Source organism: Pseudomonas sp. Nvir (assembly GCF_963778085.1).
GTDB lineage: Bacteria > Pseudomonadota > Gammaproteobacteria > Pseudomonadales > Pseudomonadaceae > Aquipseudomonas > Aquipseudomonas juntendi.
The window spans coordinates 729339-741530 of record NZ_OY970405.1; the positions used below are offsets into that span (position 1 = coordinate 729339).

Below are 12192 nucleotides of genomic sequence, written 5' to 3' on the forward strand. Positions count from 1 at the left end.
TGCCCGGCAGGTGGGTCAGTTCAATGCCGCGACTCCAGGTCACCTGAATACAGCTCGTCCTCGGACTCCTGCGCCCCAGGAATCTTGTGTTCCTCCGCTGCCCAGGCACCCAGGTCGATCAGCTTGCAGCGGTCTGAGCAGAACGGCCGGAACGCGCTTTTCTCGGTCCATTCCACAGGTGCGCCACAGGTCGGGCAATCGACGGTCAATGGCTGGCTCATGGCTGGCCTCCTTTCAAAGTCAGGTAAAAGTGGTGCAGGCGGTCAATCTGCTCATGCAGCGCGGCGAGGTCGCCGTCATTGACCACCACATCGTCGGCATGGCGCAAGCGTTCCTCACGGGCCAGCTGGGCCTTCAGGATCGCCTGCACCTGCTCGGTACTGGTGTTGTCCCGGGCCAGGGTACGCGCCACTTGCAGCGCCTGCGGCGCATCGATCACCAGCACGCGCTGGGTCTTGTGGTGCTGCCCCGACTCGATCAGCAGCGGCGACACATAGATCGCATACGGCGACTCTGCCTTGGCCAGGTAGCTGAAAATCTCCTGCCCGATCAGCGGGTGCAGCAGTTGCTCCAACCATTTGCGCTGCGCGGGGTCGGCGAAAATCAGCTGGCGCAGCGCGGCACGGTCGAGCTGGCCGTCGGCTTGCAGCACCCCCGCGCCAAAGCGCTCGACAATGCTGGCCAGGGCCGGGCGGCCGGGCTCGACCACCCAGCGTGCGGCCTGGTCGGCGTCGACCAGGTGCACGCCAAGCTCGACGAAGCGCTCGGCGGCGGCGCTTTTGCCGCTGCCAATGCCGCCAGTAAGGCCGAGAATCCAGGGGGGGAACGCCGCAGTGGTCATCAGTATCCCAGCAGTTGCAGGTAAGAGGCGTATATTTCATCACCCCAGAGCACGGCAATCCACCCCGCAATGGCCAGATAAGGGCCAAACGGCATCGCCGCGCCTAGTGCGTGCCGGTGCAAATGCAACAAGCACAGGCCAACCAGCGCCCCGACCACCGACGACAACAGCAGCGTCAACGGCAGCACCTGCCAGCCACCCCAGGCGCCGATCAGCGCCATCAGCTTGAAGTCGCCATAACCCATGCCTTCCTTGCCGGTGACCAGCTTGAACAGCCAGTACACCGACCACAGGCAGAGGTAACCCGCCACCGCCCCCCATACCGCACTGCCCAGCGGCACATACACCGCAAAGGCGTTGACGATCAGCCCCAGCCACAGCATCGGCAGCACCAGCACGTCCGGCAGCAGCTGGTGATCGGCATCGATCAGGCTCAGGGCCAGCAGGCACCAGGTCAACGGCAATGCCAGCAGCCCTTCGGCCGACGCACCAAAACGCCAGGCCACCAGCAGCGACAGCAGTGCGCTGGCCACTTCCACCAGTGGGTAACGCGGGCTGATGCGGGCCTTGCAGGCAGAGCAGCGCCCACGCAAGGTCAGGTAGCTGAGCACTGGAATGTTTTGCCACGGGCGAATCGGGTGTGCGCACTGCGGGCAGCGCGAAGCAGGCAGGCACAGGTCGAAGCGCGGGTGCTGCGTAGTCGGCAGCCCCAGAACCTGCTGCGCTTCACGCTGCCATTGGCGCTCCAGCATGATCGGCAGGCGGTACACCAGCACATTCAGAAAGCTGCCTACCAGCAGGCCGAGCACGCTCGCCAGGGTGTAGAAGTACGCCGGCTGTTCAGCCAGCAAGGTCCATAAAGTCATGTTCAGATCAAGCTACCCAACTGGAAGATCGGCAGGTACATCGCCACTACCAGGCCACCCACCAGCAAGCCCAGGACCAGCACGATGGCCGGCTCCAGCAAGCTGGTCAACTGGTCCAGCGCCTGGCTGACCTGTTCCTCATAATGGCTGGCGGCTTTGTCCAGCATCGTGTCCAGCGTGCCGCTGGCTTCACCGATGGCCGTCAGTTGCACCAGCAAGGGTGGAAACAGCGGCTCACCCGCCATCGCCTGGTTCAGCCCCTGCCCATTGGCCATACCCTGGCGCAAGCGCAGCACCGCCTGTTCATGCAACTGGCCCCCGGTCACCCGCGCCACTGTACCCAAGGCATCCAGCAAGGGCACCCCGGCCCCATAAGCGGTTGCCAGGCTACGCGCAAAGCGCGCCAACGCGGCCTGCCCCAGCAGCGTGCCGAATACCGGCAAGCCCAACACCAGGCGCCCGAGCCACAACCGCGCAGGCGCATGCCGGCGGCACAGCTGGCGCCCGGCAAAACCTAGCACCAGGCCCAGCGCCAGCAACATCGGCGCAAACCGGCCGAACCCTGTGGACAAGTCGATCACCCACTGGGTAAATGCCGGCAATTGCGCGCCCATGCCTGCGAACATGTCCTCGAACCTGGGTATTACCTCCAGCAACAACACCGCCGACACGCCCAACCCGGTCAGCAACAGCAGCAACGGGTAGACCATCGCCTTGCGCACCTTCTTCTGCAGCGCCCGGCGCTGTTCCAGCATGCCTGCCAGCTGCTCCAGCTGCCGGTCCAGCGTGCCCGACTGTTCGCCCACCCGTACCAGGTTGCAGTACAGCGCATCGAACCAGCCCGGGTGGCGTTGCAACGCATTCGCCAGCCCCAGGCCCGCAGCTACATCCTGTTTCAATCTAACCAGCAGCGCAGCCAGGGCGGCACCACAGCCACTGCGCCCCATCACCTCGAACGCCTGCAACAGCGGCACCCCGGCCTTGAGCAAGGTCGCCAACTGCCGGCTGAAACCTGCCGGGTCGGCCTTTTCCCGGCGCTTTGGCAGCTTGAGGCCAAGCCCGCTGGCCGGCCGCAAACTGGCCACGTTGATGCCTTGGCGAATCAACCCGGCACGTACATGGGCCGGGCTGGGCCCAGGCGTTTGGCCACTGACCGGCGCGCCGTTGGCGTCGGTGCCGTGCCAGCTGTAGAGGGGGGTGGTAGTGGTCATGCGAAGGTCCTTTTGTTGCCCGTGCGACAAGCCTCGAAACAGCTTGCCGCGCCTATGCCAGGGCGCGCGTCCATGATGCTCACTAGAGTAGTTCAGCGATGATGAAGCCCAAGCAGGCAGGGGTGACAAAAGGTGACTGTTCAGGCCTACTGCGCCGCTGTCGCTTGGGGCGAGATTGACCCTAACGAGTACGCGTATCAAAAAGGAAACTGTTCATGAAAGGGCAACGCGGTATCACCCTGATCGAACTGATGATCGTTGTGGCGATCATCGGCATTCTGGCGACCATCGCCTTACCGATGTACACCAACCACCAGGCCCGCTCCAAGGCCGCGGCCGGCTTGCTGGAAATCAGCGCCCTGAAAACGGCGATGGACCTGCGGCTGAACGACGGCAAGGATGTAGCCGGCGTAGCCGAACTGGGCGGCCAGCCGGCAACGGCGCATTGCGCGATCACCGCCAACGGCAAGGCGGCCGATAGCAGCGGCAGCCTGGTGTGCACCCTGGTGGACGCACCGGCCACCGTGCTGGGCAAGGCCCTGACGTTGACCCGTTCGGCAACGGGCTGGGCGTGCACCACCGACATCGAAGAAGACCTGGCGCCGAAGGGCTGCAAGGGGGCCTGAGGGCAGGGCAATAAAGTAGTGGAAACAGGGGTTTGCGTAACAGGTGCGAGCAGTGGTACGTTGCGCTACACGCCGGTGTAGCTCAGTCGGTAGAGCAGCGCACTCGTAACGCGAAGGTCGCAGGTTCGATTCCTGTCTCCGGCACCAGTAAAATCAAGGCTTTAGGTTAAATTCAGTTTTCGCTTTTCTCATGCATGACAGCAGCGTGACAGCAATTGGAGAGGGTTTTCTCTCGGCCTAGCAGTTTCCTCGCGGTTTTATCTGTGGGTGTATGGTGGGTGCAAATGGACGTCCCCAATCGCTGCCTGACCCGGAATCCGAGGTCATCTGCTGGTTAGACTCCATGTGTCATCCTTTACCAAAATTGTGTTTAGGGTGTGGCAATGAGTCGAGTACCGAAGCGGATCTACTGTTTCAGATTGATGAACCTCGCTGGTCATCTCGTCGACATAAGCGAGACGCTGATTGATATTTCGGACGCCCTCACTATCGGGCAGACCGAAATCCAGCTGTTTGAGGATGTCATACGCATCCAGCGTTTCCGTGACTCGCCCGCGGGGCGGTTGTACCACCTGACGCGCTACTCTCCAGGCACCCTTAACTCGACTTTGACGCCTAAAGCTGCCGGGAAGCAGGACAACGAAGGAAGTCTAGGCGCCCCGGCTGGCAAAGAGTTCAAGACGGGTGAGGGCTACGTACTCGTGAACAGCCATAACGTGCTGTTCTGTGGGCACGGCCTGACCCACCAAAAATGCACATCCTATTTCTTTCAACTGATCAAGGGGCAGGGGCACGCCCTTGATGCTATAAAACTTCATCCGTCGAGTAATATCGACAAGGTCGCCCTCCTTAATGCCCAGGGGGCTAAGACCATTAGACTGAACGTAAACGCATACAAGCTCAGCTTGCCAGAAGCTGAAAAGGGCTGGTTCGGGCAAGTCATGTCCTCGGTTGGTGATGAGGTTCTGGCTCTGATTGGTAAGGACCCTGATCGTTCTCAAGAAAAGGCGCTTGAGAATATGACCGTCGCTCTTGAGATCGGGCTGGAGGGGAATTCTCGGGCAACGGTAGAGTCGAAAGATACAATCACCGATTTTGCCAACGAAGTTTTAGGTGATGATGAGTCCCCTGTAGATAGTTTCACTATATTGACGCGAGATGGAACGCCAATTACTAGTGAGGATGTAAAGCTGCACTCCACTATCTCTGTTGAGAAAAATGGAACCTCGCTAAACCATGTAAATGTCTGGGATGGTATTATCAAATACTATGGGCAGTTGGTTAAGCAGAATCTGCTGGAGCAATGATGAAAATTGAATGGCGTCGTGTGTTCTTCTTCTTAGGCGCGCTTTTTGTCAGCTGCTGGTGCGGCTGGAAGGGGCAGCCTTTGATCCATGAGAGCGACGACGCTAGGTCTATGATTACAGATGTCTTCGCTATACTGGCGGGCTTCCTTATGACGGTCCTTACTTTGCTAATTGAGCCTAAGCCAACGGCGAAGATTTGGAGGGAGGCAGCCTCCAAAAAAACTACCTTTGTGAATCGTATCATTCGATATAAGTGGCTTTTCATGCTCTACTTGAGCGTGCTTGGTCTTATTTTTGCGTCAAACTTGCTCATGAAAAGTAAGGATCCTGGTGATCTTTTGATGTGGCTTGAAAGAACTTATCTGTCGATGGCGACGCTTGCTTTTATTATCTCTCTTACACTTCCGCATCAGCTAATGCAGCTCCAGGTTGATCGTTACAATGAAATGATTAATGAGAAAAAGAAGGGCTCAAACAATCAATCTGCCGATTGAGATCAAGATTTAATCCAGAGCACGGTTTTGTTAGAGCAGTTCGCGTGCTTTACGTTGCCCGACTGCCCAGGCCGGCGCCCAGCAGCTCCTTCAGCCGTTTATGCAGTCCCTCATAAACCGGTCGGCCCTGATACGTCCCTGCGGGCTTAGCCTTCTAAACTCTCTAAATCTGGCGCTCTCGGTGCTGCAGTAGCAGTAACTCATATTGTTTGGTTCACGATTCTAGTCTTTGGGAGATTCGAAGACTAGCCTTTAGTCGTTGATATTACTGGTCACGCTGGTTTGTCCGTTTATCGGCTGACCATGAATAGTGCCCAGCGCATTGGCGTAGATCGTAATGCCGTTCATCTTCGCTATGGCAACGCTCTGATTCTTCGCGATGAACGCTTTCAAGTAGACTTCGATGCCAGGGCTGCTTGCACACAGGCTGGTCGGAATAGCTCATGGTTCGTCCGCGATTCCCGTGTCAGGATCAGCGCGGGATCAAGATTGCTATCTGCGTTTTCGATTACCGCAACGCTTGGCAGAGGTAGGGGACGCACGGGCAAATCTCTAAGTGTGGTGGTCCGCGATACATAACATGCTTTCGATCACTGCCAAATCCTCTCCGCCGTGGTGCTTCGATGTGGACTACCTCACTCTTTAATCCACCGCTGTATGAGGGTGCTCCGACTATCGACTCCATCGCCAGGAGGAGACCGTACCTTGCCCCCCACCCCAACTGAAGTGCGTTTTCCCCTCTTGCCATTTTAGAAAAGGCCAATCAATGTAGCAGCCAAATGACACCGCATAGGCTGAACATGATCCGACTCAAGGCTAAGCTAACTGTATTACTGCTTTGTTTGGTTAGGAAGGCACCATTTCTCGCGGGTCCGCGCTTGAGGTATCTAGCCCAGCAGTATAGTTCGAATAGATCGGCTGAACTTGAAATCAACCGCTGGGATGAAAAGGTTTCAGAAGCCAGCTTAATGGACGATAAAACCACTTGGCGGGGTGTTCATGCAGTAATGCCATTAAGCAAAGAAGAAGCGACTAAAATTCATGGTCACATGTACAGAAATAGCACAAATTTTGGTCCTGCTAAAGAGGAGCTAGATATTAATTTCTTTGGATCGGGTTACCAATCTTTGGGTTTCATTGATTTCTCCAATGACTTGATCTGTCCTGCTATGCGCATCTCCCTTGTTGCTGAGTTGCCAAAATCATGTTCGGCTAATATCTTGTATTTACCCAATGGGATTATTTACCTTAGTCTCTATGTATATCTCAAATCATCGGCTACCCTGAGACTTTCTAGAGTAAGTGTGGCTCACATCAAGCGCTATATTTCTTTGTTTTCTCTGAACCCATTTTCAAAAAAATTTCCCGTTATCAGACATCACGACAGACATAATCAGATCGAAGATTACATTTTTGCTGTGGCGAAAAATATCGTAGATGAATCAAATCAGGCGATTATCGCATTGTTGAATATGTGGGGCGTTAAGAAGGGTGATGCTGATATTACTAGGGTGGCTGACTTTTCAAGGGACTCGGCCTACCCTTATTTCAGGGATGAATTCGAGGAATCTCCTTGCCATAGAGTGGTAGTTGACCCATCCTCAAAGTTTTTATCTGCTAGGATTGGGAATGTGCTCGGTGAGGAATTTATAACTTACCGAGTACCTACGCGGATTGGCGTGGACGGAATATTCATACATAGCGAGGATCGCGGAAAAATTGAAGAATTTGATCAATATATAAATTCAGACCAACCTGGTCTGACCAAATATGCCGCTTTCCTATATTTGAAGTCGATAGAGAAGCGGATATTGAATTGTGGGGAGCGTATTGGTGCTTTGTTTGGTGGAGACTCAGGGGGTAGTAAGCCTCTACTCAATCGTTTGGATGCATTCAGTTCAAGGCGAAATACAGAAAATTTGAAAGTTTTAATATCTCAGGATTTGAATCTAAATATAATTGAGGGGCGGTTAGATTCGCTCCAGAAAAGCTCGCACTGGTTCGAGTCTGCATATGTCGATTACTTGCGGACCAATCTAAAATATATGAGCACGCTAGCAGTCGACTTGAGGAATAAAATCAAAGCCCGGCATGATATAACCAATGCTGAGCTTCAGTTATCTAATTTGGGCTGGATGAAAAAATACTCAAGGAGGATGTGGTATCTGGTTTGGATACAATTGATCCTGGCTGTCATAGCCGTAGATTGGTCCTCCGGTGGAATTGACAACAATGCGATGTTTAAAAATTACGAAGCTATCAAGCAAAAATTCACTAGCTAAGTGATACGGTGGAGTGGCTTGTAATGCTTGGCGGGTTAAAGGTGTCCTCAGATCTGAGGACACCCCCTACACCCGGAATTCGGAGTATTCAAAGTGATCCTGGCTCACTTTAAGCCTTGTCCTGCGCCTCGATCGATGCAGAGATGATGGCTCCACCCCAGCGGCGCTCGCCGATGCAGATCGGTACCGGTAATCCACTAGCGGTGGTGTTCTTGGCACTTCCAAAGGCGTAGCTAGGCAGGTTCTCGGGCGCGCCGCTCTGTGACAGCCCCTTCGCCTGGGGGCTGAGCATCTGAATGACACCTCCAGCGACCAACGCGACACCTGGCCCGTAAGTGGTGCCTCCCGTGAACGGTCCAGCAATGATCAACGCGATTCCAACGATCGTCTGCAACAGCCCGGCACGTTTGCTGCCATGCACTACCGGCACCAACCAAAGCTCTCGAGCACCGCCCAGGTCTAGCTCACCATCGCCTATGTTCTTGCCGTTCTTGAAGACCGCGAAGCGCAGGCCACGACCCTCTGCGTCAAGTAGGTCACGTGTGAAGCCTGGAAAGTTAGCGTCCAACGCTTTGGCGGCTTCCTTCGCGTCACCGCGATCGAGCAAGAAATGGTGGTGCTTGCCGTACTTCTTGCCCAAGAAACCGCCCAGGCGAATCTTGGTCTTTGGTGCGTAGTCGATCACGGTTGCGGCCATTACACGGCCTCCTGTGGCATAGCCAGGTGGATGCCCAGGCGCCGGGCAAGCATCTCGCGACACTGCAACGCCTCCAGGTGAATGGCGGCCTCCCGGGCGGGATCAGGGTTCCAGTTCGGCGCATAGCTGCACATGGAAGCGCGAGCGCCGCGCAGGCTGCCACGCAGCAAGTCGGCGGATATCCGGGCCTCCTCCTCGGTGAAGAACACGCCATCGAGCTTGACCCTCTGGCCGGCCTGGACGTGCTCGACTTCCCATAGCAGATAGCAGGGGCCGCCTTTGTCCAGGGTGAAGGTGGCCACGTCGCAGGCTCGGGCGAAACGCTCTTGAAAGGTGGACGGAGCTGGTTGAATGGTCATCAGCGGTTAGCCTCCAGGTGTTAACTCGTCGGTGTTAAAGCGTTAACTTTTCGAGGTTAAAGCTGTTAACCCGGTTAACATCCGCCAGAGGGCCCTAACGCCGTCTATGCCTCTGTTTCCGTGGCTTACAGCCCCATGCACGTTCGGCATGGGTGTTAACGTCGCTTTAACATTTTTTGTTAAAGGGGGAAAAAATCTGCACGTGGGGTCGATAGCGGTCTAGGTCAGCGGACCTTCTAGACTTTCGACCCGCCCCCCTCAGTAGTCCGGCGCTTTGTACGGCGGCGCCGACCGGATCTTTTCCAGCGCTTCTGCTGCGCTCAGGCCGGTGGCCAACAGTCGATCAATCTCTTTGCTCAACCGCTCACGCTCCTCCATCTGGCGCAGCAGGGCGCGGCTGTGAGCGATCTGGTTGAGGGCTCGTTGAACTGGCTTGGGTAGATGGGTATGGCTCATGGTCTTCTCCGGTGTGAATGAAAAGGCCCGCGAGTGCGGGCCAGTGCCGGATCACCCCACAAAGGAAAGAAGGGCTCCGGCTGCTGCGGTTAGGAGGTCGTGGCACTCACAGCTAACCCACGCTCGTTGTCACGGTGTCGGCGGGCCGGCCAGCGTGACGAGTCGAGTAGCTGTGGGAGCGAACACAGCCAGGCCAGCGCGCAGCTCTGCCAGGATGGTCACCATGTTGCGGCGGAAGTTGTCACCGTCATGGCGGCTGGCCTCAACGGTTACCTCCTGGCGGTCCAGCAGCGCTGCCACGCTGGTATCAAGGATCAATGCTTCACCCTGCGGCATACCGTTGGTGACGACGACTGGAGTGCCCCACAAGCTGGGTGGCGCAGGATCACGCGGTGTACCGATCACATACTGGCCGTCGCCATCCTCGGCGCGCTCGCTCTCGATGGCGAACCAGTCACGCGGGTTCATCACGATAACGTTCGGGTTCCAACCTTCGGCCTTGAGGTCTGTGAGGGCGGCGCCAATACGGTCAGCCGGCTTACCGGTGGTGATGCCGGCAGCGGTGGCTTGCTTCTTGAACCCGAGGATTTCCCCCGCGCCGCCGTCGCCGTTGATGAGTTCGGCTTCCAACTTCTGGCGCACGCCCACGCTCATCAGCGTGTTGATCTGTCCCTCAAGCTGGTCATTGTCCTGCAGCACCTGGAGGCTCGCCGGAATCCAGGTGGCGATGGTGGCGATCTCCGCCCGCTCCATCTTGGTTGGCATCGACCCTTCGGCCTTCTCCTCACCTTCTTCTTTCTGGTAGGCCGCGCCGTTGATGTAGCCGTCGAGGCGAACGAACTCGTAGGTAGCGCTGGTGACCGGCACGATCGGCAGCACATCCAGCAAGCTCAGCCGCGGCTGCGGAATACCACGGATGCCGGCGCCATCACGCTGCGGGGCAGTTGGATAGCTGGTCGAGCCAGTGACGCCTTTGTTGGGGCTGGTGATGGCTGCGCGGACGCCCACTTTGCAATTGATCTGGCCGGTGGACTTTATACCGTTGCGGAAGCCGGCGATGCCATCGGCGGCCACGACCTGGGCAGTTACAGCGTTGGAGTCGGTGGAATCGTCGTTAGCGCCTCGGCGGGCGCTGACATTCACCATCTTCTGCTCGATTTCTTGAAGGCGGGCGCCGAACTCGGTTTGTTTCTCTGCAGAGGACGATTTGAAGTCAGCGATCTGCGTGCCGATGTTCTGCAGCGTTTGATTCAGCTGGGTCATGTCCTGCTGATAGGGATCTGGCATAGGGTTCTCCGGGGTGTGTAAACGATGCCGTCTACCCTATGCGCGCACGCACACCCCGGTCAGCGGTTAACTTCGACGTCCTCAGTCGGTATGCGTCGCAAAGCGCACTATGTCGGCTATTTTGTAGAACCGCCGATTACCACGGCGCACGAATGGCAGCGGTGAACGACCCTCGGCAGCCAGGCGGCGCAGGTAGCTGGGGGCATATCCCAACAGGTCTGCCGTGGCTGGCTCGGGTACCAGGCCACCAATCAGCGGGGTGATGCCGGCCTGGGCCAGCCGCTCGGTAACGTCCTGTTCAACGTCGACCATGATTTACATACTCCTCTGTGATGCATCCGGGTTTTCGCTAGAGGCCCCGTGGTCTGTGGCCTGTGGCGAATCTTGTGAAATTGCGTATCTCGGGTATGTCTCGCCTGTGAGTGCGCTCAACCCGAGCCCGTCTAAATGGTCGTGCCAGCGCTCCAGTGCTTGGCGCTTGAGCGCTTCGGCGGTGGTGTGGATGTAGGTGGCGTCCATGTTGCGCAGGGCGTGGTTCACCAGCATCTCGCCCACCAGGTAATCCACGCCCAGGTCCATCCAGCAGGTGCGGGCCACCTTGCGCACGTCGTGACTGGTCCACTGGCGGTCGCTCAGTTCGGCAAATACCTGGCTGGCTGTCGTGGCGCCCAGTGGCCCGCGACGGCTGGCCGGGAACAGGTACGCACCTTGGTAGCCCTGCGCGGCCTGCTGGGCCTGATAGCGGCTCAGCAATGCGCAGGCCTGACGGGTCAGCGGCAGGGTGTGGTTCTGCTTGGTCTTGGTGTCGTCAGCGGGGATGAACCACTGGCCGGCCTGCAGATCGACGTTGCGCCACAGTGCGCTGCGCGTCTCGCCCAGGCGGGTGCCGTGGCACAGCATCATCAGCGCCAGCAGGGCGTCACCGGGCCGGGTCTCGCTCCAACCAGCCAGCTTGGCCAGCAGCTCGGGTAAGTCTCGCTCCCGCAGCCGTGACGACTTGGGCTTGATCCGCACCCCGACGAAATCCCCGAAGCGCAGCGAGCCCATGGGGTTCTGCTCGATCATCCCGAGCCGGTGCGCCTTGCGCATGGCCACCGCCAGCACGTTGAACACCAGGCGCAAGAACGACAGGGCGTAGCGCTCCTGCAGTGGCCACATCAGGCGTTGGTCGAGTGTGGCCTTGCTCACCTCGGCCAGCGGCAAATCATGCAGCCGTGGCGCCAGGTGGCAGGTGATCGCCGACTTCGCGCCGGCCTTGCGCTTGGCCGACAGGTTGCGATCACGCAGCATGCGGTCCAGGTACCAGTCCAGCAGCTCACCGGTACGGCTCCAGGTGCTGGTCAGCGAGGTGGCCTCGGCGTCTGCGGCACGGCGCCCCAGGATGGCTGGCAGCGCTGTGAGCATGGCCTTGGTGGTCAGGCTGGGAAAGTCGCCGGCCTTGCCCCACTTGCCCCTGACGACAACGTGCCAAGCGCCCCGGGTGCGGTCGACGGTGGAATAGCGGAATCGCAGCTCGGGATAGCGCGGGTCACGCAACTGGCGCACCGGCTGGCCGGCTTGCTTGCGGATCTCGGCGTCAGTGAATGTGATGTGTTTGGTGGTCATGCATCACGCCTCGCGGATACAGGGTGAACATTCCTTGAAGTCGGATTTTCGGACTTCAAATGCCTAGCTGAGTTGGGCGACAAGGGTGTTGCTGTCATGGCAACACCTTTGGCGGGCATCACTTCTTGGAGGTAGGCCAATTGAGCTGATTCGGACCAGAT

At 57.8% G+C, this 12192-nt stretch carries 15 protein-coding genes, 1 tRNA gene and 1 pseudogene; 5 read left to right on the forward strand and 12 right to left on the reverse strand.

Annotated elements, in window-relative coordinates; genetic code table 11:
- Positions 1-20: 20 nt before the first annotated feature.
- The 4 genes from yacG to AACG97_RS03690 are packed head-to-tail and all read right to left on the reverse strand — an operon-like array spanning position 21 to position 2918.
- The gene (gene yacG, locus AACG97_RS03675; RefSeq protein WP_009683001.1) at positions 21-221 is read right to left on the reverse strand and encodes a DNA gyrase inhibitor YacG; all 201 of its coding nucleotides are present in this window, start codon (positions 219-221) and stop codon (positions 21-23) included.
- Positions 218-841, reverse strand: coding sequence for a dephospho-CoA kinase (coaE, locus tag AACG97_RS03680; RefSeq protein ID WP_225786133.1), 624 nt, complete (start codon positions 839-841; stop codon positions 218-220). Before coaE ends, yacG begins: the two co-directional genes overlap by 4 nt.
- The gene (locus AACG97_RS03685) at positions 841-1707 is read right to left on the reverse strand and encodes a prepilin peptidase (RefSeq protein ID WP_197885153.1); all 867 of its coding nucleotides are present in this window, start codon (positions 1705-1707) and stop codon (positions 841-843) included. Before AACG97_RS03685 ends, coaE begins: the two co-directional genes overlap by 1 nt.
- A gap of 2 nt (positions 1708-1709) precedes the next feature.
- The gene (locus tag AACG97_RS03690) at positions 1710-2918 is read right to left on the reverse strand and encodes a type II secretion system F family protein (RefSeq protein ID WP_197885154.1); all 1209 of its coding nucleotides are present in this window, start codon (positions 2916-2918) and stop codon (positions 1710-1712) included.
- 215 nt (positions 2919-3133) lie between these two features.
- Between AACG97_RS03690 and AACG97_RS03695 the strand changes: the two genes are divergently transcribed.
- The 4 genes from AACG97_RS03695 to AACG97_RS03710 all read left to right on the forward strand — a co-directional run bounded on the left by AACG97_RS03695 (position 3134) and on the right by AACG97_RS03710 (position 5345).
- On the forward strand, positions 3134-3544 hold the full coding sequence (locus AACG97_RS03695) for a pilin (RefSeq protein ID WP_029884908.1): 411 nt from the start codon (positions 3134-3136) through the stop codon (positions 3542-3544).
- Positions 3545-3615: 71 nt separating this feature from the next.
- Positions 3616-3691: transfer RNA gene (locus AACG97_RS03700), tRNA-Thr, on the forward strand.
- A 236-nt stretch (positions 3692-3927) separates the two neighbouring features.
- Positions 3928-4851 (forward strand): hypothetical protein, encoded by a 924-nt coding sequence (locus AACG97_RS03705; protein WP_232555171.1) that lies wholly within the window; start codon positions 3928-3930, stop codon positions 4849-4851.
- Positions 4851-5345, forward strand: a complete 495-nt coding sequence (locus AACG97_RS03710) for a hypothetical protein (protein ID WP_232555172.1) — start codon at positions 4851-4853, stop codon at positions 5343-5345. Before AACG97_RS03705 ends, AACG97_RS03710 begins: the two co-directional genes overlap by 1 nt.
- A gap of 2 nt (positions 5346-5347) precedes the next feature.
- Here the strand turns inward: AACG97_RS03710 and AACG97_RS03715 are convergent.
- Together AACG97_RS03715 and AACG97_RS03720 are read right to left on the reverse strand one after the other, a co-directional pair.
- Positions 5348-5499 (reverse strand): annotated as a pseudogene (locus AACG97_RS03715) (recombinase family protein); the annotation flags it as partial.
- 98 nt (positions 5500-5597) lie between these two features.
- Positions 5598-5738, reverse strand: a complete 141-nt coding sequence (locus AACG97_RS03720; protein WP_232555173.1) for a hypothetical protein — start codon at positions 5736-5738, stop codon at positions 5598-5600.
- 407 nt (positions 5739-6145) lie between these two features.
- Between AACG97_RS03720 and AACG97_RS03725 the strand changes: the two genes are divergently transcribed.
- Complete coding sequence (locus tag AACG97_RS03725) at positions 6146-7627, forward strand: hypothetical protein (RefSeq protein WP_232555174.1); 1482 nt, start codon at positions 6146-6148, stop codon at positions 7625-7627.
- Between the two features lie 109 nt (positions 7628-7736).
- Here AACG97_RS03725 and AACG97_RS03730 read toward each other — a convergent pair whose 3' ends face one another.
- The 6 genes from AACG97_RS03730 to AACG97_RS03755 form a co-directional block, all read right to left on the reverse strand.
- Complete coding sequence (locus AACG97_RS03730) at positions 7737-8324, reverse strand: tail assembly protein (protein WP_145913853.1); 588 nt, start codon at positions 8322-8324, stop codon at positions 7737-7739.
- Complete coding sequence (locus AACG97_RS03735) at positions 8324-8683, reverse strand: hypothetical protein (protein WP_191087282.1); 360 nt, start codon at positions 8681-8683, stop codon at positions 8324-8326. Before AACG97_RS03735 ends, AACG97_RS03730 begins: the two co-directional genes overlap by 1 nt.
- A 258-nt stretch (positions 8684-8941) precedes the next feature.
- Positions 8942-9139 (reverse strand): hypothetical protein, encoded by a 198-nt coding sequence (locus tag AACG97_RS03740; protein WP_145913855.1) that lies wholly within the window; start codon positions 9137-9139, stop codon positions 8942-8944.
- 129 nt (positions 9140-9268) lie between these two features.
- Positions 9269-10426: a phage major capsid protein gene (locus AACG97_RS03745; protein WP_232555175.1), complete on the reverse strand. Its 1158-nt coding sequence runs from the start codon at positions 10424-10426 to the stop codon at positions 9269-9271.
- 81 nt (positions 10427-10507) lie between these two features.
- A complete protein-coding gene (locus tag AACG97_RS03750; RefSeq protein WP_232555176.1) occupies positions 10508-10738 on the reverse strand; it encodes a helix-turn-helix domain-containing protein in 231 nt (76 codons plus the stop codon).
- Between the two features lie 3 nt (positions 10739-10741).
- Positions 10742-12031, reverse strand: a complete 1290-nt coding sequence (locus AACG97_RS03755; protein WP_232555177.1) for a tyrosine-type recombinase/integrase — start codon at positions 12029-12031, stop codon at positions 10742-10744.
- Between the last annotated feature and the right edge of the window lie 161 nt (positions 12032-12192).